Annotated in this window: 22 protein-coding genes and 1 pseudogene; 12 read left to right on the plus strand and 11 right to left on the minus strand. The window is 73.9% G+C overall.

The features are described 5' to 3' along the window. Positions 1-201: 201 nt before the first annotated feature. Together FB457_RS13370 and FB457_RS13375 are read left to right on the plus strand one after the other, a co-directional pair. The gene (locus FB457_RS13370) at positions 202-927 is read left to right on the plus strand and encodes a DUF5819 family protein (protein WP_253911211.1); all 726 of its coding nucleotides are present in this window, start codon (positions 202-204) and stop codon (positions 925-927) included. A gap of 88 nt (positions 928-1,015) precedes the next feature. Further along, a complete protein-coding gene (locus tag FB457_RS13375; protein ID WP_107086102.1) occupies positions 1,016-2,077 on the plus strand; it encodes an HTTM domain-containing protein in 1,062 nt (353 codons plus the stop codon). A gap of 180 nt (positions 2,078-2,257) precedes the next feature. On the opposite strand, the gene FB457_RS36120 is transcribed toward FB457_RS13375, so the two are convergent. The 4 genes from FB457_RS36120 to FB457_RS13390 form a co-directional block, all read right to left on the minus strand. Further along, a complete protein-coding gene (locus FB457_RS36120; RefSeq protein WP_047015852.1) occupies positions 2,258-2,542 on the minus strand; it encodes a hypothetical protein in 285 nt (94 codons plus the stop codon). A 181-nt stretch (positions 2,543-2,723) separates the two neighbouring features. Further along, the gene (locus FB457_RS36125; RefSeq protein ID WP_486589026.1) at positions 2,724-3,119 is read right to left on the minus strand and encodes a hypothetical protein; all 396 of its coding nucleotides are present in this window, start codon (positions 3,117-3,119) and stop codon (positions 2,724-2,726) included. A gap of 316 nt (positions 3,120-3,435) precedes the next feature. After that, positions 3,436-4,455, minus strand: coding sequence for a lysylphosphatidylglycerol synthase transmembrane domain-containing protein (locus FB457_RS13385; RefSeq protein WP_253911213.1), 1,020 nt, complete (start codon positions 4,453-4,455; stop codon positions 3,436-3,438). A gap of 128 nt (positions 4,456-4,583) precedes the next feature. Beyond that, positions 4,584-4,820, minus strand: a complete 237-nt coding sequence (locus tag FB457_RS13390) for a hypothetical protein (protein ID WP_052770291.1) — start codon at positions 4,818-4,820, stop codon at positions 4,584-4,586. Positions 4,821-5,226: 406 nt separating this feature from the next. Here FB457_RS13390 and FB457_RS13395 point away from each other — a divergent pair, with 406 nt between their 5' ends. From FB457_RS13395 to FB457_RS13405, 3 genes are all read left to right on the plus strand, one after another. After that, positions 5,227-7,182, plus strand: a complete 1,956-nt coding sequence (locus FB457_RS13395; RefSeq protein WP_047015853.1) for an FAD/NAD(P)-binding protein — start codon at positions 5,227-5,229, stop codon at positions 7,180-7,182. Next, positions 7,179-8,570 (plus strand): nitrosuccinate lyase, encoded by a 1,392-nt coding sequence (locus FB457_RS13400; RefSeq protein ID WP_145782001.1) that lies wholly within the window; start codon positions 7,179-7,181, stop codon positions 8,568-8,570. Before FB457_RS13395 ends, FB457_RS13400 begins: the two co-directional genes overlap by 4 nt. A 242-nt stretch (positions 8,571-8,812) precedes the next feature. Then, entirely contained in the window at positions 8,813-9,412 is a 600-nt protein-coding gene (locus FB457_RS13405) for a tropomyosin (RefSeq protein ID WP_240662094.1), read from the plus strand. A gap of 67 nt (positions 9,413-9,479) precedes the next feature. Here the strand turns inward: FB457_RS13405 and FB457_RS13410 are convergent, their stop codons facing one another. Further along, positions 9,480-11,864: an ATP-binding cassette domain-containing protein gene (locus FB457_RS13410; protein WP_047015855.1), complete on the minus strand. Its 2,385-nt coding sequence runs from the start codon at positions 11,862-11,864 to the stop codon at positions 9,480-9,482. 78 nt (positions 11,865-11,942) lie between these two features. On the opposite strand from FB457_RS13410, the pseudogene FB457_RS13415 reads away from it, so the two are divergent. The 6 genes and pseudogenes from FB457_RS13415 to FB457_RS13440 form a co-directional block, all read left to right on the plus strand. Beyond that, positions 11,943-12,935, plus strand: a pseudogene (locus FB457_RS13415) (ricin-type beta-trefoil lectin domain protein); the annotation flags it as partial. A gap of 88 nt (positions 12,936-13,023) precedes the next feature. Then, positions 13,024-14,025, plus strand: coding sequence for a DUF3500 domain-containing protein (locus FB457_RS13420; protein ID WP_486589027.1), 1,002 nt, complete (start codon positions 13,024-13,026; stop codon positions 14,023-14,025). Between the two features lie 139 nt (positions 14,026-14,164). After that, positions 14,165-14,761 (plus strand): flavodoxin family protein, encoded by a 597-nt coding sequence (locus FB457_RS13425; protein WP_145782003.1) that lies wholly within the window; start codon positions 14,165-14,167, stop codon positions 14,759-14,761. Between the two features lie 138 nt (positions 14,762-14,899). Further along, the gene (locus tag FB457_RS13430; protein ID WP_047015857.1) at positions 14,900-15,457 is read left to right on the plus strand and encodes a CGNR zinc finger domain-containing protein; all 558 of its coding nucleotides are present in this window, start codon (positions 14,900-14,902) and stop codon (positions 15,455-15,457) included. 407 nt (positions 15,458-15,864) lie between these two features. Next, positions 15,865-16,215: an HAD-IA family hydrolase gene (locus FB457_RS36130; RefSeq protein ID WP_253911214.1), complete on the plus strand. Its 351-nt coding sequence runs from the start codon at positions 15,865-15,867 to the stop codon at positions 16,213-16,215. Continuing rightward, the gene (locus tag FB457_RS13440) at positions 16,212-16,697 is read left to right on the plus strand and encodes a pyridoxamine 5'-phosphate oxidase family protein (RefSeq protein ID WP_047015858.1); all 486 of its coding nucleotides are present in this window, start codon (positions 16,212-16,214) and stop codon (positions 16,695-16,697) included. Before FB457_RS36130 ends, FB457_RS13440 begins: the two co-directional genes overlap by 4 nt. 6 nt (positions 16,698-16,703) lie before the next feature. On the opposite strand, the gene FB457_RS13445 is transcribed toward FB457_RS13440, so the two are convergent. After that, positions 16,704-18,770 carry a BTAD domain-containing putative transcriptional regulator gene (locus FB457_RS13445; RefSeq protein ID WP_145782006.1) on the minus strand — a complete coding sequence of 689 codons (2,067 nt, stop codon included), beginning with the start codon at positions 18,768-18,770 and terminating at the stop codon, positions 16,704-16,706. A 133-nt stretch (positions 18,771-18,903) separates the two neighbouring features. Between FB457_RS13445 and FB457_RS13450 the strand changes: the two genes are divergently transcribed. Beyond that, positions 18,904-19,821: an alpha/beta fold hydrolase gene (locus tag FB457_RS13450; RefSeq protein WP_145782008.1), complete on the plus strand. Its 918-nt coding sequence runs from the start codon at positions 18,904-18,906 to the stop codon at positions 19,819-19,821. On the opposite strand, the gene FB457_RS13455 is transcribed toward FB457_RS13450, so the two are convergent. From FB457_RS13455 to FB457_RS13475, 5 genes are all read right to left on the minus strand, one after another. After that, on the minus strand, positions 19,808-20,518 hold the full coding sequence (locus tag FB457_RS13455) for a S1 family peptidase (protein WP_047015861.1): 711 nt from the start codon (positions 20,516-20,518) through the stop codon (positions 19,808-19,810). The two genes, FB457_RS13450 and FB457_RS13455, sit on opposite strands and share 14 nt — an antisense overlap. 101 nt (positions 20,519-20,619) lie before the next feature. Further along, complete coding sequence (locus FB457_RS13460) at positions 20,620-21,270, minus strand: response regulator transcription factor (RefSeq protein ID WP_145782010.1); 651 nt, start codon at positions 21,268-21,270, stop codon at positions 20,620-20,622. A 1-nt stretch (position 21,271) separates the two neighbouring features. Beyond that, entirely contained in the window at positions 21,272-22,624 is a 1,353-nt protein-coding gene (locus FB457_RS13465; protein WP_145782012.1) for a sensor histidine kinase, read from the minus strand. A 5-nt stretch (positions 22,625-22,629) separates the two neighbouring features. Then, entirely contained in the window at positions 22,630-24,864 is a 2,235-nt protein-coding gene (locus FB457_RS13470) for an MMPL family transporter (RefSeq protein ID WP_145782014.1), read from the minus strand. 148 nt (positions 24,865-25,012) lie between these two features. Further along, positions 25,013-26,791 (minus strand): BCCT family transporter, encoded by a 1,779-nt coding sequence (locus FB457_RS13475; protein ID WP_047015864.1) that lies wholly within the window; start codon positions 26,789-26,791, stop codon positions 25,013-25,015. Between the last annotated feature and the right edge of the window lie 36 nt (positions 26,792-26,827).

The following is a 26,827-nucleotide window of genomic DNA, read 5'->3' on the forward strand; positions in this document are numbered from 1 at the left end:
GGGGGGGGCGCGGGGGTGGGGGCGGTGTGCCACGGGGGCCCCCCCCCGGCCCCCCCCCCGGGGGGGGGGGGGGGGGGGGGGGGGGGGGGGGGGGGGGGGGGGGGGGGGGGGGGGGGGGGGGGGGGGGGGGGGCCCCCCCCCCCCCCCCCCCGCCGACTTGACGCTGAAGCGTACGAACACAAGAAGGAGACGTCGGTCAAGATGGAACATGCCGGTCGTGACCGCGTAATGAACGACAGTAATTCGGTGAGCCTGAAAGAAGCCCCTTCTGAACCTCCGCCATGGGTGGACACCGCAGCATCGCGACGCTCGACGGCCCTGTCGCGTCACCTGAGAACTGTGGTCAGCGGCATGGTTGCCCTGGGCCTGGTGATGACGATCGCTCACCTCGCCCTGGTGTTCTTGCACGTGGCACCCTCCAATCCCTTCTCGCAACGCTACGAAAAGCAGATCCACTCCTGGGTGTATCCACTCTTCGAGCAGAATTGGCGGTTGTTCGCCCCGAACCCGGAATCGGTCGACCGGCAGATCTCCGTGCGAACACGGCACACCACGGCCGACGGTGAGTCACAGGTCAGCCCCTGGTTCGATCTCACCGCCTTGGACAACGCCGCGGTACGGCACCACATCGCACCAAGCCACACGGCACAGAACACGCTGCGCCGGGCATGGACCGCTTACGTCGAAATGCACGGCAACACCGATGAATCCCACTCCGAACGCGCCGTGATGATGGAGCAGTACCTACGCAACGTGGCCGCACAACGAGTCTCAGCGGCACGGGGCGGAGACTTCGAGGCCCTTCAGATGCGCGTGGTCACGCAGCCCATCACGGGCCCCGCCGGCGCGGAGGGCTCCCGGCCGCAACCCCAGCCCGCGGAAACACGGAACCTGCCGTGGTGGAAGGTGGAACGCGATGCACTCTGACCGGACTCCCGCGCCGTCCCCGCCCACTCGCAGAGGCGTACGGACCGCCGGATCCAGGCCAGATCGGCTCCTCGAACGCGTCGGCGGCATGCGCATGATGCTCGTAGAGAGAGAGGTGTCCCTCCACGCCGCAGCCGTGCTGCGCATCGGGTACGGAACGCTCTACTTCGCGTTCTTGCTCAGAGAGTTTCCGCACCGGGACGAGCTGTGGGGGCCCGAAGCACCCTGGACACCGGATCTCGCGCGGCAGCTCTTCGACCAGACGAGCTGGACCAGTTTCCTGACGCTCTCCGACGACCCGCTCTACTTCGAACTCTGCTACGGGGCCGCACTCCTCACCTCTCTGCTCTTCGCGGCCGGATGGCGCACCAGGGCGACATCACTCCTGTTCGCCTTCGTCGTGACGTCCTTCCACGCCCGGGCCATCTTCAGCACCGACGGCGGAGACAACATCGTCCTGCTCATGGCGGTGTATCTCTGCTTCACCGCCTGCGGCCGCCGCTGGTCGCTTGACGCGCGCCGTGCCTGCCGCGCGAGGGGACGCGGTACGGCCAAGGGGAACCTGTCCATGGCCCCCTGGCTCTGCCAACTGGAAACCGCTCGACGACAGGTGACGACGCTGCTGCACAACTGCGGCATGTTCGTCATCGCCGCTCAGGTCTGCATCGTCTACGGGGCCGCCGGGCTCTACAAGGTGCAAGGAGACACCTGGGGCAACGGAACCGCGCTGCACTACGTCACACACCTCGACCTCTTCCAGCCCTGGCCCGCGCTCTCCGGCCTCGCGTCCGAGCACCTGCAACTGCTCGCTCTCGCCGGCTACATGGCGGTGCTGCTCCAGATTTCGTTCCCCTTCGTACTGTTCGGCAGGCTCAAGTATCCGGTGCTGGTCATGACGCTGGGCATGCACCTGGGAATCGCCGTACTCATGGGCCTTCCCTTCTTCTCCGGCGCGATGATCATCGCGGACGCGGTGTTCCTGCCAGACCGCTTCTACCGAGCCGCCGAAGCCGGACTCCACTCCCTCCGGCGCCGTACGAACACCGAAGACGCAGTGCCCCCTCCCGGCAAGACGACGTCCGTACCCGCACAGCACCTCCCCGGGACACAGACGCCGGCCACGACCGACCCCGCCCGCACAAGCAGATGAAAACGCGCGACCTGCTGACGGAACCGGCCGGCGCAGGCCGCCGCTGCCCTCCTCCCCCAGGGAGGGCCCAACCTGCGGACCCCGCCGCCGGTCACCGCGCTCCCTGCGCCTCGCCTCCCCCGATTCGCCGCCCCCATTCCGAAAGTCATGCGGCATCCCGGCGGCCCGCCGGGCCGGCCCTCAGCACGGCAGGTGGAACGGGACCGTCGTGATGACGATCTTCGCCAGGTGCCGCAGGCCCCGCCGCAGCCTGCCCGCCGTGCGGCTGTGCAGGATCTGGTGCCGCCGGTGCCGGGTGACGACCTCCGGGAGGATCGCCGTCAGGGTCAGGTCCGGATAGGCGCGGAAGCGGCGCTCCTCCTCCTCGGAGATGCTGATGTGGACGGCCAGCACGGGTTGCCCGAGGAAGGCGGCGTACGCGAGCGTGCGCATGCCGGCGAGGTCCAGGGTGGCGATGGGGACCACCGGCAGGTGGTCGATCTCCCCGGGGATCTCCTCGGTCTCGCGGTCGGCCGGCAGCCCGGCCGCGGTGCGGGCGGGCCGGGGCCTGCGGTCCGCGGCACACCGACGGCCTCGGTGACGGGCGCATGGGGCGCGGGCACCCGGTGGAAGCCGCCGCGCGCCGCGTCGACGAGCCCGTACCCGATCAGGACGAGCATGGCGACGATGTACGAGCCGCCGCCGTGCGGGTGGGCGCGGATCGTCTGGCGGTACGACACGCCCACCGCCAGATCAGGAAGACGACGATCGCGGCGATGGGCAGCGCGTACGCGAGGCCAGCCGTGCCCACCAGCACCAGCACCAGCACCAGCACGGCGAGCATCGCCTCCGGCGCGTACGCCACCGACGACAGCACGTCCGCCGACAGCACCGGCACCGCCACCGGCTTCCGCATCCGCTCCTTGGCGAACGCCGAACTCGCCAGCGGCGCCCGGACCAGCACCCGGCGGACGAGCGAGCCCGCCTCCGCCGGGCCGACGCCCTCCGGCACCGGCACCGCCCGGCCCTCCGCGGCGCGCGCCCGCAGCGGGGTGAGCGGCACCCGGGAACGACCCGGCGTCCGGCTCCACCGGCAGCGCCTCCCGCCACACCTCGGGGGCCGCCGACACCCGCCCCCAGGCCCTGCCGACCCGCCGCAGCGCCCGGCTGCTCCTCGCTCGGGCTCGGCAGCACCGCGGCGGGCCCCGGCGGACCCGCCGTGCTGCCGCGCACGCGCCCCGTCGTTCCCGTCACCCGGCAAGCGTGGGGCACCGCTCCCGGACGGCGGCTCAGCCACACCGCCCCTTCACCCGGCGTCCCCCGGCGCCCCCGCGTCCGGAGCACCGGCGGGCCGCCCGGCCTCGGCACCCGCGGTCCGCTCACCGCTTGCGCTCCAGTGCGGTGACGAGCCAGCAGGCCCCGCCGATCGGTTCGAGCAGCCAGTAACTGAAGATCCGGTAGAGCAGCGTTGCGGCGAACGCCTGGCCGGGGTGGAGCCCGTAGACGACCAGCAGGCCCGTCAGGCTGGCCTCCGCGATGCCCAGCCCGCCGGGGGTGATGCGGGCGCTGACCGGGATCTGCACCAGCGCGAAGGCGAGCAGCAGGCCGCTCCAGGGCACCGGGAGACCCAGCGCCCACAGGCTGGCCAGCAGGCAGGCCGCGTCGAGCAGCCAGTTGAGCAGGGCCAGCGCGGCCGGCGTCAGCCAGGGGCGCAGCCCGGGCCGGACCGTGCGGGCGTGCGCGATGAGGTCCCGGGTCGCCCGGCCGGCCGAGCCGAGGCCCTCGTGCCGGGCCGCGATCCGCTCCCAGCGGCGGCCGAGCGCCTTCCGTACGGCCGGTGAGCGCAGCACGATCAGGCCGGCCAGGGCCAGCAGCGCCAGGATGGCGAGCGCCCACAGCAGAGTCATGCCCGGCCCCCGGGTCCCGGCCAGGAGCACGCCCAGCACGATCACGACCACCAGGGCCAGCGCGGAGAACACTCCGGAGGCCGCCAGCACCCCCGCCGTCAGCGCCCGGTCCGCGCCCCGGCGCCGGAACTCCCGGTAGAGCCAGGCCGTGCCGAACGCCGCGCCGCCCGGCAGCGCACCGGCCATCGCGTTCGCCGCCAGCACCAACCGGCCCATCGCGGCCAGCGACACCCGCACCCCGCCGACCGCCAGCAGCCACTGCTGCAGCCCGGCCAGGCACGCCAGGCACCCCGCCTGGCACACCAGCGCGACCAGCGCCTTGGCCGGGCTCACGTGGGTCAGCAGTTCGAGGGCGCGGCGCAGTTCGCCGCGCTGCGAGACCGCCAGCAGCAGCCCCACCGTGATCAGCCCGGCCGCCAGCACCCACCAGAGCCGGCCGATGCGCGTCCACCGGGTACGCGAGCCCGTACTGCACGGATTCACGACCGGCACACCGGGACGGTGATCACGTAGCGCACTCGGCCGACGCTACCGCGTGACGGCCGCGGGCCCGGCCCGACGTGGCGGGGCGGCTCCACCGGCCGGCGCGCGGAGGGTACGGCTCCCGGCCCGGTGCGCGGTCAGCGCCCGGCCGCGGTACGCGGGCCGGGCCGGCGCCCGTCCGACCGGATCTCGCCGCGCAGATGCCGGTTGAACGCGCGCAGCGCCGCCGTCACGTCCGCCTGGTCGGACACGTTCCGCGTGCCCTCGTTCCGCCACACCAGACCGGAGAAGCGGTCCGCCGCGGCGCGCGTCCCGGGACCGCACCGCAGGTGAACGTGCGACCTGCCCGTCTGCAGCCGGTCCTGCCACGCCACCCGGTCCGCCGTGCTCGGCCGGGCTGGTCGCTGCCGTCGAGCTGGGCCTCGTACAGGTGCGGCCCGGCCGTGATCATGTCGGCCGCGCTCTTCAGCTTCTGCTCCCGCAGCCACCGCCGGTCCTCGCTGCGCTTGGTCGACCAGGTGCCGGGCAGCACCCCCCCAGTCCGATGAGCGCCCACCACGCCCGGAAGGACGTTCTCCACCCGCACCGCCTCCCCACCGGCGACCGCCCCGGCCTTCCTACCGCATCAAGGGCCCGCCCGGGCGGCCATCCGCACGTCAGCGCCCTGCCGCTGGAGCCCGCCCCGGACACCTCACAGGAACTTGTCATCGCTGTGAGGTCGGGCATTGTGGAATTCTCCTGCCCAAGGGTCTGTACATCGCTTCCGAGGAGTAGGTGTCCATGTCCAACGGGCAGTTGAACGTCTGCGTCGTCGGCGCCGGGCCGCGCGGCCTGTCGGTCCTGGAGCGGATCTGCGCCAACGAGCGAAAGTCCCCGTCCCACGGGGAGCTGCGCGTCCACGTCGTCGACCCGCACCCGCCGGGGGCGGGCCGGGTGTGGCGCACCGACCAGCCGGATCTGCTGCTCATGAACACCGTCGCCTCCCAGGTCACCGTCTACACCGACGACAGCGTGGAGATGGAGGGGCCGATCGAGGCCGGGCCCAGCCTGTACGAGTGGGCGCGGTCCGTCGTGCGGGGCGACGGGGGCGGCCCCGAGCTGCCGGGCGGTGCCCTGGCCGAGGCGCGCCAGTTGGGGCCCGACGACTATCCGACGCGGGCGTTCTACGGGCACTACCTGGGCGACACCTTCCACCGGGTGGTGGCCGGCGCCCCCGAGCACGTGACCGTGCTCGTCCACCGGTCCACGGCGATCGCGCTGGACGAGGAGGAGGACGGGGCCGGCCAGTGCCTCGCCCTCGCGGACGGCACCCGCTTACATCACCTCGATGCCGTCGTCCTCGCCCAGGGGCACCTGCCGGCGCGCGCCACCGAGCGTGAGAAGGAGCTGGCGCGGGAGGCGGCCGTGTGCGGGCTCGTGCTCGTCACGCCCGTGAACCCCGCCGACGCCGACCTGTCCGGGATCAAGCCGGGGCAGAACGTGGTGCTGCGCGGGCTCGGGCTGAACTTCTTCGACCACCTCGCCCTGCTCACCACCGGCCGCGGCGGCCGGTTCGAGCGCAGCGGCGACCGGCTGGTGTACCGGCCGTCGGGCCGCGAGCCGCGGCTGTTCGCGGGCTCCCGGCGCGGCGTTCCGTACCACGCGCGCGGCCACAACGAGAAGGGCGCGCACGGCCGTTACGAGCCGCGGCTGCTCACCCCCGAGGTCATCGCCCGGCTGCGCGAGCGCGGCGCCGCGGGCCGGCGGGTGTACTTCGCCGTCGACCTGTGGCCGCTGATCGCCAAGGAGGTCGCGAGCGTCTACTACGGCGCCCTCCTCGCGGCGCGGGGCCGGGGAGAGGAGCGGGAGGCGTTCGTCGCGCGATACCTCGCCGCGCCGACCGCCGAGGTGGAGGCCGCGCTGCTCGACGAGCACCGGATCCCCGCCGCGGACCGCTGGGACTGGGACCGCATCGACCGCCCGTACGCGACACGCGAGTTCGCCAGCCGGGACGAGTTCCGCGACTGGCTGCTCGGGCACCTCGCCGAGGACGTCCGCGAGGCCCGCGAGGGCAACGTCAGCGGGCCGCTCAAGGCGGCGCTCGACGTGCTGCGCGACCTGCGCAACGAGATCCGCCTCGTCGTCGACCACGGCGGTCTGGAAGGCATCTCGTACCGCGACGACCTGCAGAACTGGTACACGCCGCTGAATGCCTACCTGTCCATCGGCCCGCCCGCCTCCCGGATCGAGGAGACCATCGCGCTCGCCCACGCGGGCATCCTGGAGTTCATGGGCCCGGAGCTGCGCGTACGCATCGACCGTACGGGCGCAGAACCGGCGTTCGTCGCCGAGTCGAGCCGGGTCAAGGGCCCGCCGGTGCGGGCCGAGGCGCTCATCGAGGCGCGGCTGCCCGAGCCCGACATCCGGCGCACCGCCGACCCGCTGCTCACCCACCTCCTCGCCACCGGCCAGTGCCGCCCGTACCGCATCTCCAGCGACTCCGGTGCCGACGTGGTGACCGGCGGACTGGCCGTCGGCGAGCGCCCGTACCGCCTGCTCGACGCGGCGGGAGTGCTCCACCCCCGCCGCTTCGCCTACGGCGTGCCGACCGAGGCCGTGCACTGGGTGACCGCCGCGGGTATACGCCCCGGGGTGAACTCCGTGACGCTCGGCGACTCCGACGCCATCGCCCGCGCCGTCCTCGCCCTCACCCCCGCGGACGGCCCGCGCCCCCATGCCACCGAGGAGCTTTCGTGACCACCGACCTCGACGCCGGCCTCCTGTCCCCCGTACGGGCCGGCACCCCCGTCGAAGCCGCCGTGTCGGACCGGGCGTGGCTTCAGGCGATGCTGGACGCCGAGGCGGCGCTGGCGCGCGCCCAGGCCCGTACGGGCACCATGCCCGCGACCGCCGCCGCCGCGATCACGGCCGCGGCCCGCGCCGAGCTGCTCGACCTGCGCGCGCTCGCCTGCGCCGCCCGCGAGACGGCCAACCCGGTCGTCGGGCTGGTCAAGGCGCTCAGCGGGGTGGTGGCCGAACGCGACCCCGCGGCCGCCGAGTACGTGCACCGGGGCTCGACCAGCCAGGACGTCTTCGACACCGGCGCGATGCTGGTGTGCGACCGGGCGCTGCGCCTCGTCCACGCCGACCTGGTGCGCACCGCGGGCGCCCTGGCGGAGCTGGCGGCCGGCCACCGCGACACGCTGATGGCCGGGCGGACCCTGACCCTGCACGCGGTGCCGACGACGTTCGGGCTGAAGGCCGCCGGCTGGCGGGCGCTGGTGCTGGACGCGGCCGCGCGGCTGGAGCGGGTGCTGGCCGGCGGGCTGCCGGTGGCGCTCGGCGGGGCGGCGGGAACGCTGGCCGGGTACCTGGAGTACGCGGCGCTGGACGGCGCGGGCGCGGAGGACTCCGGCGCCTACGTCGAGCGGCTGACCGCGGCGTTCGCCGACGAGACCGGGCTCGCGCCCGCCACCCTGCCCTGGCACGTGCTGCGCACCCCGATCGCCGACGTCGCGGCCGTCACCGCGGTCGTCGCCGGGGCGCTCGGCAAGATCGCCGTCGACGTGCAGTCCCTCGGCAGGACCGAGGTCGCCGAGGTGGCCGAGCGCGCGGTCGCGGGACGCGGCGGCTCGTCCGCGATGCCGCACAAGCGGAACCCGGTCCTCGCCACCCTGATCCGCAGTGCCTCCCTCCAGGTCCCGGCGCTGGCCGCCGCGGTGACCCAGTGCATGGTCACCGAGGACGAGCGCTCCGCCGGCGCGTGGCACGCCGAGTGGCATCTGCTGCGCGAGTGCCTGCGGCTGGCGGGCGGCGCGGCGCACACCGCCGTCGAACTGGCCGAGGGGCTCCAGGTCAGGCCCGAACGCATGCGCGCCAACATGCGGCTGACGGAGAACCTGGTCACCTCCGAGCGGGTCGCGGCGGTGCTCGCGCCGCTGCTCGGCAAGGCGCGGGCGAAGGAGTTGCTGACCGACGCGGCGGCGGAGTCGGAGCGTACGGGCGCGGGTATGCCGGGGCTCCTCGCGGCCGTGCCCGCGATCGCCGAACACTTCGACGAACCGGCGCTGGCGGCGCTCCTCGACCCCGCTTCCTACACCGGTGCGGCCGGGCCGCTGGTGGACCGGGCGCTCGCGGACTCGTAACTCCGCTTCGTAGCACGGGACTTGGCGTCGCATACGCATGCGCGTGCAGGCGCGTCCCGGGCCGCGGGCACCGCCATCACCGGTCCGTACGCGGCGAGTTCGACCCTCCGCGTCATCGCCATTCCCGCCCCTCTTACCCCCTGCGGGCGACAACACTCCAGTCGGGTGCGGTTCGTGACGATACGAAGAGGGTGACCGTCATGGATGAATGCCTCCAATTCGTCTGTCCGCCGTGGTGCAACATGGCCGACTCACCGGAAGACCATTTCGGGGCTCTCGGTGACGACCTGACCCGGGTGCTGCACCTGGGCTGGAATGCCGGGGCGATGTTCCAGGGGCGGGGCGACCCGCGCCAGACAGTGGGGTTCGATGTGGATCTGTGCGCGTACTCGTTGACCGACGGCAGTCCCGGGCGGCCGTTCCTGCGGGTGTCGGACGAGACCGGCAGCGCCAACAACTTCGAGGTGCACGACGTGGCGGCCGCCGCGTTCATGCTCCAGCAGATGGCCGGCGCGGTGCGGAACCTCGCCGGCTTCCTGGAGATGCTCAGCGCGCGCCAGGAGGCCGAGGAGGCGCAGTGGCAGGCCGTCCGGCTGGACGGCGAGGTGCGCCAGGCCGAGCAGCAGCGGGCCAGGGCCGAGGCCGGGCTGCGCCAGGCACAGGAGTACATCGCCGTCCTGGAACGCGAGATGGAGGCGGCGAGCGCGGCGCGGGACACGGCGAACTGGCAGGTGGAGGCGGCCCGCGAGCGGTTGGCGGACGCCGAGCGCACCGCGCGGGAGAGCCGCCGGGTCGCGGAGGCCGCCGCGGCCCGCTCGGCCCGGCTGGAGGGCGCGCGCTAGCCGGGTGCCCGTTCCCCTCCTACGGCGCCTCCGGCCGGCGGCCGGGGGTGTCCGCCGCGGGGGCGCGCTACGCCCCGACGTACTCCGCGAGGTGCTCCCCGGTGAGCGTCGAGCGGTCGGCGACCAGGTCGGCCGGCGTGCCCTCGAAGACGACCCGGCCGCCGTCGTGGCCGGCGCCGGGGCCGAGGTCGACGATCCAGTCGGCGTGCGCCATGACGGCCTGGTGGTGCTCGATGACGATGACCGACTTGCCGCCGTCGACCAGTCGGTCGAGCAGTCCGAGCAACTGCTCCACGTCCGCCAGGTGCAGTCCCGTCGTCGGCTCGTCCAGGACGTAGATCCCGCCCTTGTCGCCCATGTGCGTGGCCAGCTTGAGCCGCTGCCGCTCGCCGCCGGACAGGGTGGTCAGCGGCTGACCGATGCTGACGTAGCCGAGGCCGACGTCGGTCAGCCGCCGGAGTATCCGGTGGGCCGCGGGCGTACGGGCCTCGCCCCCGGCGAAGAACTCCTCGGCCTCCGCGACGGGCATGGCCAGCACCTCGCTGATGTCGCGCCCGCCGAAACGGTAGTCGAGGACGGATGCCTGGAACCTCTTGCCGTCGCACTCCTCGCAGGTGGTGGAGACGCCGGCCATGATGCCGAGGTCCGTGTAGATCACGCCGGCGCCCTTGCAGGCGGGGCAGGCCCCCTCGGAGTTGGCGCTGAAGAGCGCCGGCTTCACGCCGTTGGCGTTCGCGAACGCCTTGCGGATGGGGTCGAGCAGCCCGGTGTACGTCGCCGGGTTGCTGCGGCGGGAGCCGCGGATGGCGCCCTGGTCGACGGAGACCACGCCCGCACCGGCGGGGAGCGAGGAGTGCACCAGCGAGCTCTTGCCGGAGCCGGCGACGCCGGTGACCACGCAGAGGACGCCGAGGGGGATGTCGACGTCGACGTTCTGGAGGTTGTGCGTGCTTGCGCCGCGGATCTCCAGGGCGCCGGTGGCCTTGCGCACGGTGTCCTTGAGCCCGGCGCGGTCGTCGAGGTGGCGGCCGGTGACCGTGCCGGCGGCGCGCAGCCCGTCCACCGTGCCCTCGTAGCAGACCGTGCCCCCGGCGGTGCCGGCGCCGGGGCCGAGGTCCACGATGTGGTCGGCGATCGAAATGACCTCCGACTTGTGCTCGACGACCATCACCGTGTTGCCCTTGTCGCGCAGCCGCAGCAGCAGGTCGTTCATCCGCCGGATGTCGTGCGGGTGCAGCCCGGTGGTGGGCTCGTCGAAGACGTAGGTGGTGTCGGTGAGCGAGGAGCCGAGGTGGCGGATCATCTTGGTGCGCTGCGCCTCGCCGCCGGACAGGGTGCCCGAGGGGCGATCGAGCGACAGATAGCCGAGGCCGATCTCCACGAACGAGTCGAGCGTCTCCCGCAGCGTCTTCAGCAGCGGCGCCACGGAGGGCTCGTCCAGTGCGCGTGCCCACTCGGCCAGGTCGTTGATCTGCATGGCGCAGGCATCGGCGATGCTGATGCCGGCGACCTTGGAGGAGCGGGCGGCCGCGCTGAGCCGGGTGCCCTCGCACTCGGGGCAGGCGGTGAAGGTGGCGATCCGGTCCACGAAGGCCCGGATGTGCGGCTGCATCGACTCGCGGTCCTTGGACAGGAAGGACTTCTGCACCCGCGGAACGAGACCCTCGTAGGTCACGTTCATGCCGCTCACCTTGAGCTTGGTCTGCTCGTGGTGGAGGAAGTCGTGCAGCTCCTTGTCGGTGAACTTGCCGATCGGCTTGTCGGGGTCGAAGAAACCGGACTCCGCGTAGAGGCGCACCATCCAGCCGCCGGCCTTGTAACCGGGGATGGTGATCGCGCCCTCGGAGAGCGACTTGGTCTCGTCGTACAGCTCGCTCAGGTCGATGTCGGAGATGCTGCCCATGCCCTCGCAGCGCGGGCACATGCCGCCGGTGCTGGTGAAGGCCACCTCCTTGACCGTCTCCCCCGCGCCGCGGTCGACGGTGACGGCGCCGGTGCCCTGGGCGGAGGCGACGTTGAAGGAGAAGGCGTTCGGCGGGCCGACGTGCGGCTCGCCGAGGCGGCTGAAGAGGATGCGCAGCAGCGCGTTGGCGTCGGTGGCGGTGCCGACGGTGGAGCGGGCGTTGGCGCCCATGCGCTCCTGGTCGACGATGATCGCGGTGGTCAGCCCTTCGAGGACGTCCACGTCCGGCCGGGCGAGGGTCGGCATGAAGCCCTGCACGAAGGTGCTGTACGTCTCGTTGATCATCCGCTGCGACTCGGCGGCGATCGTGTCGAAGACCAGCGAGCTCTTCCCCGAGCCGGAGACGCCGGTGAAGACCGTCAGCCGCCGCTTGGGGATCTCCACGTCGACGTTCCGCAGATTGTTCTCGCGCGCTCCGTGCACACGGATCAGGTCGTGGCTGTCGGCGGCGTGCTGCTCGGGTGCCGGCGTGTCCTTCCTGGTGGCCATGCTCGTCTCTCCGTGTGTCAGCGGTCGCGCGGCCCCCTCGGCCGGCGGTTTCCGCCACCCTAGAACCTCCCTCTGACAATCCTCGCCGACGCCGGGGTGCGGAACGACCCGCTCTTCGGCGGCATCGCGTGGCACGGCTACGCCGGCGACCCGGCGGTCGGCAGCCAGGTGCACCAGCAGTACCCGGACGTCCCGCAGTTCAGCACCGAGCACTCCGGCGGCACCTGGATCGGCAACCAGCACAACGAGGACATGGCCGACATCGTCACCTACACCCGCAACTGGAGCGGCACCGTGGTCAAGTGGAGCCTCGCGCTCAACCAGGACATGGGCCCGCACAACGGCGGCTGCGGCACCTGCACGGGCCTGGTCACGGTCCAGGAGGGCGGCCCGCGGGCGGGTCAGGTCGACAACACCATCGAGTACTACACCACCGGCCACCTCACCAAGTTCGTCAAGCCCGGCGCCCGGCGCATCTCCTCCACGGCCAGCAGCACGGTGCAGAACGTGGCCTGGCGCAACCCCGACGGCTCCAAGGCCCTGATCGCCCACAACGGGGGCACGTCCGCGCGCTCCGTACGCGTCGACTGGGGCGGCCAGTCCTTCGTCTACTCCCTGCCCGCCCGCACCACCGCCACCTTCACCTGGTCCGGCACCCCCTCCGGCACCGCACCCGGTACGGGTACGGGCACGCTGACCGGCATCGCGGGCAAGTGCCTCGACGTCGCGGGCGGCGCCACCGCGGACGGCACCCCCGTGCAGATCTACGGCTGCAACGGCAGCGCCGCGCAGCGCTGGACCCTGGGCGCGGACGGCACCGTACGGGCGCTCGGCAAGTGCCTGGACGTCGCCGGCGCGGGCACGGCGAACGGCACCGCCGTCCAGCTCTACGGCTGCAACGGCACCGCGGCTCAGCAATGGTCGTACGATCCCGTGACCCACGACGTCGTGGGCGCGGGCTCGGGGAAGTGCCTCGACGTCACCGGCAACACCTCCGCGGACGGCACGAAGACGCAGATCCGGTCGTGTACGGGCGGCGCCAACCAGAAGTGGACGCTCAACACGGCGTGAGCTCCGCCCGCGCGCGGTGCGGGCATACTGCACCATGGGTCACCGGGGGCGCCGCCCCCGGTGACCGCGTGACGGGCAGGAGGAACGGGTGGGCGGGTCCGACGAACCAACGGCGACGGCCGGGACGGGGACGGCCGGCACGGCGGCGACCGCGGCGCGGATGCGGGAGGCCGCGCGGGCGCTGCTGTCGGTGCTGGCGCCTGCGCAGGTACGGGAGCTGCGCGCCGGGCCCGCCCGGCTGGACACGCCGGAGCTGCGCGAGTGGACATACCTGCCGGGACCCCGCCCCGGCCTGTCCACCGAGGAACTGGACGGCGACCAGCGCGAGGCCGTCGACGCGCTGCTCGCCGCGGCGCACAGCGCGCACGGCGGGCGGCTGGCGGCCGGGGCGATCGAGGTGGAGCGCCACCGCCGCGAGCTGGCCGGCCGCCCCGGGCCCGACCGCTACTGGCTGCGGCTGCTCGGCGACCCGGACGGCGAAGGGCCGTGGGGCTGGCGGATGAACGGCCACCACCTGGCCGTACACGTGCTGATCACGCCCACGGGGCTGCGGGTCACCCCGCACTTCGTCGGCTCGGAGCCCGCGGTCGTCGCCTCGGGACCGCGGGCGGGACGGCTGCTGGGACCCGAGGAGGATCTGGCCCGCGAACTGGTCACGGACCTGGACACCGCCGCCCGCACCACGGCGGTCTACTCCGCCGAGCCCCCGGACGACATCCTCACCCGCGCCGACCCCTTCGCCGACCCGGACCTGCTGCCGCCGGGCCTGACGTATGCGGCCATGACCCCGGCCCAGCACGCGCTGCTGGAGCGCCTGGTCCGCCGCTACCTGGCGCGGGCACCCGAGGCGTACGCGCGCGCATGCTGGTCGGACACGGTGGCCGGGGGCCTGGAGCGGCTCTCGTTCGCCTGGGCCGGCGGCCTCGCCCCGGGCGACCGGCACTACTACTGCGTACGCGCCCCGGACTTCCTCATCGAGTACGACAACACCCAGGACGACGGCAACCACGCCCACTCCGTATGGCGCCACACGCGCCACGACTGGGGCCTTGACCTCCTCCGCGCCCACTACGAGAGCGGCCACGGATGAGCGGCCGGAACCTGCCCCCTTCACCGCGCGCCGCCGCGCCAAGTGGGCGTCAAGCCAGGGGTTAGTCTCGGCCAACCTCCCGGCCCGATCCTGGCCCTTTACGGCATCGGCCATGGACCGGTAACGGGGGAACCACTCGATGGACACGTCACCCAGCATCGCGATCGCCTACCACTCGCGCCGCGGCCACACCCACGTGCTGGCGGAGGCCGTCAGGTCCGGCGCCGAGGCGGCGGGCGGCACGGTGGCGATGGTGCTCGTCGAGGAGATGCAGGACGGCGACTGGGAGACGCTGGACGCCGCGGACGCCATCGTGTTCGGGGCGCCGACGCTCATGGGCTCCGCCTCCGGCGCGTTCCACGTCTTCGCCGAGGCGACCAGCACGCGCTGGTCGACGCAGTCCTGGAAGGACAAGATCGGGGCGGGCTTCACGCACTCGTCGTGCAAGGCAGGCGACAAGCACATCACCCTCGGGTACTTCGCGACCCTCGCCGCCCAGCACCAGATGCACTGGGTCAACCTCGGCCTCGCGCCCGGCTGGCACCTCAGCCACGAGAGCGAGAACGACCTCAACCGCCTCGGCTACTTCAACGGCGCCGCCGCGGCCACCATGGGCGACCTGGGCACCGACGCCGTGCACAAGGCCGACATCGCGACCGCCGAGCACCTGGGCGCACGGGTCGCGCGGCACACCGCCGTGGTGCTCGCGGGACGGGCGGCGCTGGGCGTCGCGTGACGGGCGGCGCTGGGCGTCGCGTGACGGGCGGCGCTGGGCGTCGCGTGACGGGCGGCGCTGGGCGTCGCGTGACGGGCGGGCCGCACCCGCCGCCATTGGTATCTTTTCCTTAAGTAATGGGTACGAATGGAAGTCACCATGGCCGTAAGTGATTACACGGGGCAGGCCGCGCTCACGGCCGTCGACCTGGTCAACAGCCTGGACGTCATCACCGGCAGGGACCGGCTGCGCGACGGCGAGGACGCGGCCGCGCTCCTCGCCCGGCACCACTGGGACGTCGGCCGCGCGGTCTCCGCCGCCGACCTGGAGCGGCTGCGGCGACTGCGCCCGCGGCTGCGGTTCGTCTTCGGCGGCACGCCCGTGCAGAAGTCCGTCGCCGACCTCAACGCGCTCCTGCGCGACCTGCGCGCGCAGCCCCACCTCACCGACCACGACGGCGCCTGGCACTGGCACTACGCCCGTCCGCGGGCGCCGCTGGGCGAGCGGGTGGCGACGTCGTGCGTGGTCGCGCTGCTGACCGCGATCGCCGACGGCGGCGCGGGGCGGCTGCGGATCTGCGACGGCGCCGACTGCGCCAACGTCTTCGTCGACGCCTCCCGCCCGGGGCTGCGCCGTTACTGCGACACCAAGAGCTGCGGCAACCGCGCCCACGTCACCGCCTACCGGGAGCGCAAGCGCACGCGGAGCGCCGGCTAGCCCCGCCCGCTTCGCACATGAGTTATCAGCTCTTAATCAATGTCAGTGAACGGTCCTACGGTCGAGCCACGCCCACACCGCTGCCGACGCGCCCCCGGCTCATCACCTTCGACACCTACGGCACCCTCATCGACTGGGACGGCGCCCTCCGCGCCCACCTCCGCGCGCTGTTCGCGGCACGGGGGCAGGACACGTCGCCGCCTTCCACCGCCGCTGGTACTACGGCTACGCCCTGCCCGCCGTCCACGGCCGCTTCCTGCCCTACCGCGACCTGCTCGCCACGACCATGGCCGAGGTCCTCGCCGCGGAGGCCGGGATCACCGCGGACGACGCGGAACTGGCCGCGCTCGGCGACGTGATGGCCGAAGCCGACCCCCTTCGCCGACAGCGTCGGGACGCTGCGCCTGGTGGGCGCACACGCGCCGCTGGCCACGATCTCCAACAGCCAGCGCGACATCATCGACGTCAGCGTGCGCAAGCTGGGCGACCCCTTCACGTACGTCTTCACCGGCGAGGCGGTCGGCGCGTACAAACCGCACCGGGCGCTCTTCGAACTCGTCCTCGGCCGCGCGGGCGTGGAGCCGCACGAGGCGGTGCACGTGGCCCAGTCGCAGTACAGGCGGCGGAGCCGGTGGGGGCGCGGGGCTGAGAGCGGGGAGGCGGGGCCCGCGCCGGCCCGGCGGCGGTTGTCAGTCGCGTCGGATACCGTCGCCAGACGGCCGGCGGCGGCCGCAAACGGTGAAGGGGGACAGCCGTGACACTTCCCGACGACCTGGCCGGGCTGGCGCGCAGCGTGCTCGACGCGAACCGCTATCTCACCCTGGGCACCGCGGAGCCCGACGGGCGGCCGCGGGTCTCGCCGGTGTTCTTCACGCACGCCGGTTATCGCACCTTCTACTGGGTCTCCTCGCCCCGCGCGCGGCACTCCGCCAACGTCGCGGCCCGGCCCGCCGTCGAGTTCGTCGTCTACGACTCCACCGCGGCGATCGGTGAAGGACGCGCGGTGTACGTCGGCGCGACGGCGGAGGAGGTGCCGGAGGCGCAGCTCGCGGCGGCGTGCGACGAGGCGTTCGGGGGCGCCGTCGCCGCCGGAGCGACGCGGTTCCGGCCCCCGGACCTCAGCGGTGACGCCGGACTGCGGCTCTACCGGGCCAGGGCGACGAGCTGCGAGGTCCACGTCCCGGGCCGCGACCCGGTGTACGGCACGGGCATAGACACCCGCCGCGAGGTCCGCCTCTGAGGCGGGCTACGCGGGCGGTGGGTCGCCGAGTGCGGCGGTGAGCGCGGCGAGGTGGGCCGCGACGGGCCCCAGGGTCAGCAGCCCGGTCCCCGCGCCGGCGATCTCGTCCGCCGCAGGGGCGAGGCGGTCGCGGGCGCGCGCCATGGTCTCGCGGTCGCCGAGTTCGACGGCGGCCCGTGCGAGGAGGCACCAGACGGCCTCCTGCATCAGATCGCGCGGCGGCTCCGGCGCGGCCCGCAGCGCCGTCGCCGCCTCCGCACGCCGCCCCTCGCCCAGCAGGAGGAGGGGCCGCACCCACGGCTCGTACGGGCCCCAGTCGGCGTCCGGGCCGACGGCCGCGGGGAGCCCGCGCCGCAGCCGCAGGCAGAGCAGCGCCAAGGGGAGCAGCCCCCGCTCCAGGCCGGGCATCCCGGCCCCGTCGAGGAGCCGGGCGGCGGCGCGGTAGGCGTCCTCGGACCGCCCGGCCGCGTCACGGCCGGCGGGTCCGCCCTCCGCGGGGGCCGCGGCATACGGAGGCGGGGTGCCGGTTTCGGCGAGGCGGAGGGCCGCGTACCAGCCCGTGAAGACCGCGACCAGCGGCAGTTCGTGGCGCTCGGCGAGCCGGTCGGCCGCGGCGGCGTGCTCGTCCGCACCCGGAAAGTCCGCCAGTGCGGCGCGGGCCTGGAGCCGGATCAGGTGGCCCAGCACCTCGTACGTCACGAGGCCGTGCCGCGCCGCGAGCCCGGCCAGCTCGGCGCCGATCCGGTCCCGTTCCGCGGCCAGACCGGTGCGCCCGAAGGTCTGCATGAACGCGCCGTTGAGCGCGAACGCCAGCAGCGCCGGATCGTCCAGGCCGCGGGCCAGCCGCTCCGCCTCCCGGGCGGCCTGCGGCCCGCGCGCCGCGCGGGTGCCGCGGGACTCGACGGCGACGGTGGCCAGCAGCCGGGCCCGTACGGCGGCGTGCTCGGCGGGCGGCAGCGCGGCGAGGGCGCGTTCGGCGGCGGCCACGACGCGGCCGGCCTGCTCCGGGTCGTCGACGCGGGTCCAGACGGCGGGCACGTCGTACGCGCCGATGACCCGGGCGGTCAGCTCGGGGTCGCCCGACTCCTCGGCCGCCTCGACGGCCGCCACCCGGTGCCGCCGCGCGGCCTGGAGCCCGCCGCCCCCGGTGACCGCGAGGCTGCGCAGCAGCCCGACCGTGGACTCCAGCCGCGCCCGCGCCCCGCCTGCGACGGCCCGGTCGTACGCGGCCGCCGCCTCGGCCCACACCCTCCGCGCCTCGTCGCCCCCGCCCGGCGCCTCCAGGTGGTCCGCCTGCGCCAGGATGTCCGTCTCCAGTCGCCGTAGCGCGGGGCCCGGGTCCACGCCCAACTGCCCGACCAGCGTCGTGCGCGCGCGGCGCAGCACCGCGAGCGCGTCGGCCTGGCGGCCCGCGCGGTACAGGGCCAGCGCCAGCAGGCGCCAGGCGTCCTCGCGCCAGGGGTGCTCGGCCACGTGGGCGTCCAGGTCCGCGGCGGTCTCGGCGGCGCGGCCCAGCGACAGCCGGGCCTCCGCGTACGACTCGACGGCGTGCAGGCGCAGGTCGGCGAGGCGGGAGCGCTCGGTACGGGCCCACGGCAGGTCGGCGAACTCCGCGTACGCGGGGCCGCGCCACCAGCCCAGCGCCTGTTCGAGGCGCGCCACCGCCTCCCCCGGTGGCAGGTCTCTCGCCTCGGCTACCGCGCGCTCGAAGCGCCAGGCGTCGACGGCGTCCGGGTCGGCGCGCAGCGCGTATCCAGGGCCCTGCGTGACCAGCAGCCGCGCGGGCGCGCGCGGCGGGCGGCCGGGTTCGAGGGCGCGGCGCAGCGCGGCGACGAAGGTGCGTACCGCGCCCACCGCGTCCGCGGGCGGGTCGGTCCACAGGTCCTCGACCAGCAGGCCGACCGGGACGACGCGGCGGCGCGCGACGATCAGGCGGGCGAGCACGGCCCGGTGCCGCGGCCCCTTCAGCGCGATCGCGCCGCCCTCCGCGCCGCCGCCCCCGGGGCCGGAGGACCCGGCCCCGTCGACGTCCCAGGCCGTCACAGGACCCAGCACGCCGAAAAGGACCCGCACCGCCGACCACCTCTCCAGACCCGGCCCGGGACCCGCCCGGGCCCCGCCGGGCGCCACCGTACAGCGCGCTCATCCGCTGCTCATCCGCGCCGCGCACGCTGGGGGCAACGATCGGCTACGAAGGGAATCCCCGATGTCACCCCGCATCCCCGGCTTCGACTACCGGCGCGTCCCCGTCGCCGACGGCGTCGCCCTCAGCGCCGCCGTCGGCGGCAACCCCGGCGGCAGCGCCGTCGTGCTGCTGCACGGCTTCCCGCAGACCCACCTCATGTGGCGGCACGTCGCCTCCCGGCTTGCCGCCGACCACACCGTCATCTGCCCCGACCTGCGCGGCTACGGCGCCAGCGACAAGCCGGCCGAGGCAGCGGGCGGGCCCGGCGGCGGCACGTACGCGAAGCGCACGATGGCCGAGGACGTCGTGGCGCTCACCCGCGCGCTGGGGCACGAGCGCTTCGCGCTCGCGGGCCACGACCGCGGCGCGCTGGTGGCGTTCCGCGCGGGGCTCGACCACCCGGACGCGGTGACCCACCTGGCGTGCCTGGACGTGCTGCCGACGCTCGACATGTGGGACGTGATGCACGGGGTGTCGGCCGCGGTCGGCTTCCACCTGTACCTCATGGCGCAACCGCCCGGCCTGCCCGAGGAGATGATCGCCGCCGCCCCGGACGCGTTCTTCGGCCACTTCCTCGACATCTGGTCCGGCGGCGGGGACACCTTCCCCGCCGACGTGCGCGCCGCGTATCTCGCCGCGTCCCGCGAAGCGGTGCCGTCGATCGTGGCGGACTACCGCGCCTCCGCGGGCGTCGACGTCGAGCACGACACCGCCGACCGCGACGCCGGCAACCTGCTGCGCATGCCGGTCGCCGTCCTCCAGCAGGACTGGGGCGCCGCGCTCGGCTTCGACGCCGCGGCGCGGTGGCGCGCCTGGGCCCCCGACCTGCGGCACGCCACCGTGAGCTGCGGCCACTTCATGGCCGAGGAGGCACCGGACGAGGTGGCCGCGGCGCTGCGCGACCTCCTCGCCCGTACCTCCGCGGCTACGACAGCGTGAGGCCGTAGGCGGCCAGGATCTCCTTGACGGGCTGGTAGTACGTGACGCCGCCGCTGGTGCAGTTGCCGCTGCCGCCGACGATGATGCCGACCGCCCGGCCGCCGGAGAACGCGGGTCCGCCGGTGTCGCCGGGCTCGGAGCAGATGGAGGAGCGGAACAGTCCCGAGACGGTCCCGCCGGGGAAGTTCACGGTGAGGTTGACCGCCTGCACCGTGCCGCAGCGGTAGCCGCCGACCCGCCCGTAGTGGCACAGCGACATGCCGGGCGCCGGGTCGGCGGCGCCGGTGATGTCCACCGGCGCGCCGCCGCTGCCCTTGACCTCGCCGGGGTACGACACGGAGGTGTTGGTGTAGCGGACGACGCCGTAGTCGCTGCCGGGGAAGACCGACCCGGAGGTCACGCCGACGGACACGCGGCCGCCCTCCGCCTCGACGGCCCACGTGCTGCCGACGTCGGCGCAGTGGCCGGCGATGATGCCGTACGAGGTGCCGCCGCTCACGGCGTTGAAGCCCAGCGTGCAGGCGTACGAGGGCCCGTACAGCGCCTCGCCGCCGCGCACCGCGGTCGCCGCGGCGGGCCGCCCCGCGTCGGACGCCGACGCGGGCGGGGCGAGCACGGTCAGCAGCGCGCCGAGCACGGCGAGGACGGCGGCGGTGGCGGTGGTGCGTAACGGGGGTGCGGTACGGCGTCGGCTCACGGGTCCCTGCCTTCCGGGCGGCGACGGTGTCGACCGCATTGTGCGCGCGCCGCGCGGAAGCAGGAAGGGGGCGAGTCGGGAGCGGCCGGAAGCTCCGGGCCTCAGCGGCTCGGCAGCAGGCCGCTCTCCAGGGCGACGACCACGGCGCGGGTACGGTCGCTGACGTCGAGCTTGGCGAAGATGCGCAGCAGGTGGGTCTTCACGGTGGCCTCACCGATGAACAGGCGCTTGCCGATCTCGGCGTTCGACAGCCCCTCGGCCACCCCGGCCAGTACCTCGGACTCACGCGGCGTCAGCGTCACCGGGGCGGGGCTGCGCATCTTCGCCACCAGGCGCTGGGCGACGCGGGGCGCGAGGACCGTCTCGCCGCGGGAGGCGGCGTGGATGGCGTCGACCAACTGGGCGCGGGTGGCGTCCTTCAGCAGATAGCCGGTGGCACCGGCCTCGACCGCGCGCTCGATCTCGCTGTCCGTGTCGTACGTGGTGAGGATCAGCACCCGGGTACGCGCCGTTGCCGCGACGATCGCGGCGGTGGCGCCGACGCCGTCGAGCTGCGGCATCCGCAGGTCGAGGAGGGCGACGTCCGGATCGAGGCGGGCGACGAGGGCGACGGCCTCGCGGCCGTCGCCGGCCTCGCCGACGACCTCGATGCTGGGCTCGGCGGCGAGCAGCGCGACGAGGCCCGCGCGCATCACGATGTGGTCGTCGGCGAGGACGACGCGGAGCGGAGTGGCATGTACGGGTGTCGTCATCTCAGACCTGTCCGTCCGTGGCGATTCCGGTGGCGCCCGTCGCGCCGGCGGCAGTGACGGTGGCCGCCCCGGCCGCGCGGGTCCCGTCCGGGAGGGCGCCGTCCGCGGTGGGCTCGGCGGCGGGCACGGTGACGAGTATGCGGGTGCCGTCACCGGGGGAGCTGGTCACGGTGAGCTCGCCGCCGAACTCGGCGAGCCGCCGGCGCATCCCGTCCAGCCCGAAGCCCCCGGCAGGCACGGCGCCGTCCGCCTCGCCGTCGTCGACACCGGCACCGCCGCCGCGAGTCGCGGCCGGCCCCACCGCCCCCGGTGCGAACCCCTTCCCGTCGTCGGTGATCTCCAGCTCGATGCCCTCCGGGCCCGCCGTCAGCACCACCCCGACCGTCGACGCCTCCGCGTGCTTGCGCACGTTGGCCAGCGACTCCTGCGTACAGCGCAGGAGTGCGATCCGGGTCGGCTGGTCGCAGTCGACGTCAGGCAGTTGGGCCTCGACCACGAGCCCGGTGTCCTCGGCGAAGCGGTCCAGGGTGCGCCGCAGCGTGGTGGCGACGGAACCGGCGGCGACACCGCTGCGCGGGGCGGCGCCGACGAGGACGCGGGCCTCGGCGAGGTTCTCGCGGGCGGTGCGTTCGATGGAGAGCAACTGCTGCGCGCTCTTCGCGGGCTCGGCGGCCAGCCCGGCGCGCGCCGCCTCGGCGAGTACGACGATCGAAGCGAAGCCCTGCGCGAGGGTGTCGTGGATCTCCCGCGCGATCCGCTCCCGCTCCTCGGCGGCGCCCTGCCGCTTCTGCGCGTGCACGAGCTGCTGTTCGGCGTCGGCCAGCCGGCTGCGCAACCGGGCGCGCTCGTCGCGTACCGCCAGTGCCCGGGGGGTCAGCAGCGCGATCATGACGCTGACGGCGTAGACGGCGACGGACGAGAGGGCGTTGGCGGCGAGACTGTCGACACTCCAGCCCTCGCGCAGCGCACCGCCGAGAGTGATCGCGACGGCGCCGAGGGCGCTGCTGACGACGGCGCCCCGCAGGCCGTCCACGAAGATCACGAACTGGGCCAGCGTCACCGTGTAGAGCACGCCGTAGCCGTCGCGGAGCCACGACAGCCACCCCAGGACGAGAATGAGCAGGACGAGGTAGCCGTACGCGAGCCGCACCGGATTCCCGGGGCGGCTGCGCACGACCGCGTAGCCGAGGGCGAGCAGGGCCACGGGCGCGAGCGACCCGTACCGGTCCCCGGCCGGGACGTCTCCGAGGATCGTGACCAGTGTCAGCAGGCCGATGATCGCCCAGGAGAAGACGTCCCAGCCGTGCAGCATCCAGATCCAGAGGGGGTCGCCGCGCCGTGGCCGAGGAAGCATGCTGTTCAGCGTACGTTCCGGGCCGTACGGGCCGTCTCCCCGTCCGCGCCGCCCACCGGCACCGGCACCCCCGCCGCCGGGAGCGGTGCGGGCCGGCGCGGCGTCCGCCACCAGGCCCGCTCGCCGAGGAGCAGCAGGGCCGCGGGCAGCACCATCAACCGGATCACCACCGCGTCGAGCAGCACGGCGAGCGCGAGGCAGAAGCCCATCTGCTTCATCTCGGTCAGATGCAGCGCGACGAACCCGGCGAAGACGGTGACCATCACGACCGCAGCGCTGGTCACGACCTTCGCCGACGCCCCGATGCCCGCGATCACCGCCTCCCGCGCCGGCATCCCGGTGTCCCGGGCCTCCTTGATCCGGCTGACCACGAACACCTGGTAGTCCATCGAAAGGCCGAAGAGGATCACGAAGAGGAACAGCGGCACCCGGGAGGCGATCGCGCCCATCGAGTCGAAGTCGAGCAACCCCTCGGCCCACGTGCCCTGGAAGACGATGACGAGCGCGCCGAGCGCGGCGGCGGCGGAGAGCAGGTTCAGCACGACGCCGAGCAGCCCGATCACCACCGAGCGGAACGCGATCACCGTCATCACGAAGGTGAGCAGCAGCAGGGCTCCGACGACCAGCGGCAGCTTGTCGCGCTCGTCCTCCACGTAGTCGGTGCCGCGGGCGACGTCCCCGCTGACGGCCGTCTCGACGCCGGCCAGCCGCCCGACGGTCGCGGGCAGGTGCTCGTCGCGCAGATGCCGCAGCGAGTCCTTCGCGGGCCGGGAGTTGGCGAAGTGCGGTACGGAGAGCACGAGCACGCTGGTCCGGCCGTCCGGTGAGGTACGTACCGCGGGCTCGGCGTCCCGGACGAACAGCGGGTCGGCCGACACCCGCCGGCCCAGCCCGGCCAGCGCCCGCCGCACCTCGGGGGCGCGCTCCGCGGCGGCCCGGGCGACGACCTCGTGCTCCACCTTCAGCTCGGGGAAGGCGGCGGTCAGCCGGTCGTACGTCTGCATGGCGGGGATGTCGCGGGAGAAGGTGTCCTTGCCGGGGTCCACGAGCTTCATATCGAGCGCGGGCACGGCGAGCGCGGCCATGGCCAGCACGGAGACGACCAGGGTGGCGGCGGGACGCCGCTGCGCGGGCCGCATCAGCGCGGCGAAGACCCGGCCGTGCTCGGGGCGTTGCCGGCGCCGGCGCGGGGTGGCCCCGCGCGCCTCACGACGTGCGGCCCGCCGCTCGGTGCGGCGGCCGATGGTCACGAGCAGCGCGGGCAACGCCGTCAGGGAGCTGACGACGGCCATGGCCACCACGAGGATCGTGCCCGTGGCGAGGGAGGAGAAGATGACGTCGGTGGCGAGGTAGAGGGTGGCGGTGGAGACGATGACGGCGAGGCCGGAGACGACGATGGCGCGCCCGGCCGTCGACGCCGCCAGTTCGACGAGGGCGGCGGACGACAGCCTTCCTTCGGCGCGGGCGCGCTCCTCTCGCTCGCGCTTGAGGTAGAAGAGCGTGTAGTCGACGCCGACGGCGAGGCCGATGAGCAGGATCAGGTTGGTACCGACGCCGGGGTCGGGCAGCAGGTGGGAGGCCGTCATCGACAGGCCGAGCGCCGCGGCGATCGACGTCAGGGCCAGCAGCAGCGGCACGCCGGCCATGACGAAGGACCCGAAGACGACGAGCAGCGTGACGAGCGTGACGGGCAGCGAGATGCGCTCGGAGAGCGCCAGGTCCTCGCCGCGCTGCTCGTTGACCCCCTTGCTGATCGCGGGCGAACCGGTCTCCTCGATGACGACGCCGGGGTGCGCCGCGGCCGCCTTCCCGGTCTGCTCCAGCAGGGGCCCGACGTTCTTCTTCCCGTCCAGCTCGGCCCCCTTCAGCACGACCGGCACCCGCAGCGCCTCGCCGTGGGCGGAGCGTACGGGCGCGGCGACGGACGCCACTTCGGGAAGCCGCTCCATCCGGTCGGTGATGTCCCGGGCGGCCGCGCGGGCGGCGGCGTGGTCGAGGGAGCGGCCGGACTCGGCGCGGATGAGGACGTGTTCGGTGGGCTTACGCTCCAGACCGCCCTCCGTCGCCATCTGCTCGGCGCGGCCGGCCTCGCCGACCCAGAAGTCCTCGGTGGTGGCGGGGTTGCCGCCGACGGCGATGCCGGTGCCCAGGCAGAGGGCGACGAAGACGAACCAGCCGGCGATCGCGCGCCACGGATGCCGGGCGCTCCAGCGGGCTGTGCGAACGGGGAGATTTCTCATACCGGAAATGCTCGCGATCGCGCCCCTGCCCCCGACAGCCGCGACCGGTGGAACCGGGGGTCCACCGGTCGGTTGACCCCTGCCGGGCGCCCCGGTGCGTACGGGCCGGGCTTCCGGCTCGTACGCACCGGGCGCCGGGCCCCGTTGCTCAGTCCGCGGGCCGGCCGTCCCCGGGGTCCGGCGCCGCGTCCCCGCCGTCACCCCCGCCTTCCCCGTCACCGCGGTCCCGGCCCGGGCCCCGGCCGCCGCGCAGCCGTTGCGCGGGTCCGCGGATCTGCAGCTCGAACTCCCCGCCGTAGTGCTGGTGTCCGGCCCGTACCGCCGTCTCGACCGCCTGCTCGCCCTGCTCGCCGATGACGATCAGCTCGTCGTGCCGCAGGTCGCGCATGAGCGCCGCGCACAGCCCGATCATCACCAGCGTGAAGGGCACCGCGACGAGGATCGTGAGGTTCTTCAGCCCGGTCAGCGCGGCGTCCCCGCCGCCCCCGACCAGCAGCATGACGGCGGCGACCGCACCGGTCAGCACACCCCAGACGACGACCACCATGCGCGTCGGCTCCAGCGTCCCCTTCTGCGACAGCGCGCCCATCACGATCGACGCGGCGTCCGCGCCGGAGACGAAGAAGATGCCGACGAGGACCATCACCAGCAGCGTCGTGACGCCGGCGATCGGGTACGCGTTCAGCACCGCGAACAACTGCCCCTCCTGCGTCGACTCCTCGGTGATGCCCGCCCCGTGGGCCTCCTGCTGCATCGCCGTGCCGCCGAGGATGCAGAACCACAGAAGGCTGACCACGCTGGGCACGAGGATCACGCCGCCGACGAACTGTCTGATGGTGCGCCCCCGGCTGATGCGCGCGATGAACATACCGACGAACGGCGTCCACGAGATCCACCACGCCCAGTAGAAGACCGTCCAGCCCGACAGCCAGCCGGCGACGTCCGAGCCGCCGCTGGCCTCCGTACGCGCCATCATCTGCGGCAGTTCGGCGAAGAACGACCCGATCGAGGTCGGGATGAGGTCGAGGATCAGGATCGTCGGTCCCGCGATGAAGACGAACACGGCGAGCGCCGCGGCGAGCACCATGTTGATGTTCGACAGCCACTGGATGCCGCGCTCGATGCCGGAGACCGCGGAGGCGACGAACGCCGCGGTGAGCACGCCGATGACGAGGATCAGCAGCCCCTCGCCGACCTCCTCCGACGTCCAGCCGACCTCCCTGACGCCGCTGCCGATCTGCAGCGCGCCGAGCCCGAGCGAGGCGGCGGAGCCGAAGAGGGTGGCGAAGATGGCGAGGATGTCGATGACCTTGCCGGCGCCGCCGTTGGCGTGCCGCGGGCCGATGAGCGGGGTGAAGACGGCGCTGATGGTCTGCCGGCGGTTGCGGCGGAAGACGCTGTACGCCATGGCGAGGCCGACGGCGGCGTAGATGGCCCAGGGGTGCAGCGTCCAGTGGAAGAGGGTGGTCGCCATCGCGACCTCCATCCGCGAGGCGGCACCGGCGCCGGCGGAGACGGTGTCGGGCGGCGGGGTGGCGAAGTGCGCGAGGGGCTCGTTCACGCCGTAGAACATCAGGCCGATGCCCATGCCGGCGCTGAACATCATCGCGACCCATGACACGGTGCGGAACTCCGGCTGTTCTCCCTCCCGGCCGAGGGTGATGCGGCCGTAGCGGCTGAAGGCCAGCCACAGGGCGAAGATCACGAAGCCGGAGGCGGCGAGCACGAAGGCCCATCCGCCGTAGTGCATCGTGTCGTTCAGCAGGGACGTGGAGACGTCCTCCAGGGAGTCCGTCGCCACCGCGCCCCAGATCACGAACGCCAGCGTCAGCGCGGCGGCGACGCCGAAGACCACCGCGTCGGTACGCGGTGAGCGCCCCGGTGCGCCGCCGCCTTCCGCGGGCGTCTCCACCCGTTCGTCGAGCACGTACGGTCACCTTCTCCCTACGTTCCGTATGCGGAA

The sequence above is a fragment of the Streptomyces sp. CNZ287 genome (assembly GCF_007827615.1).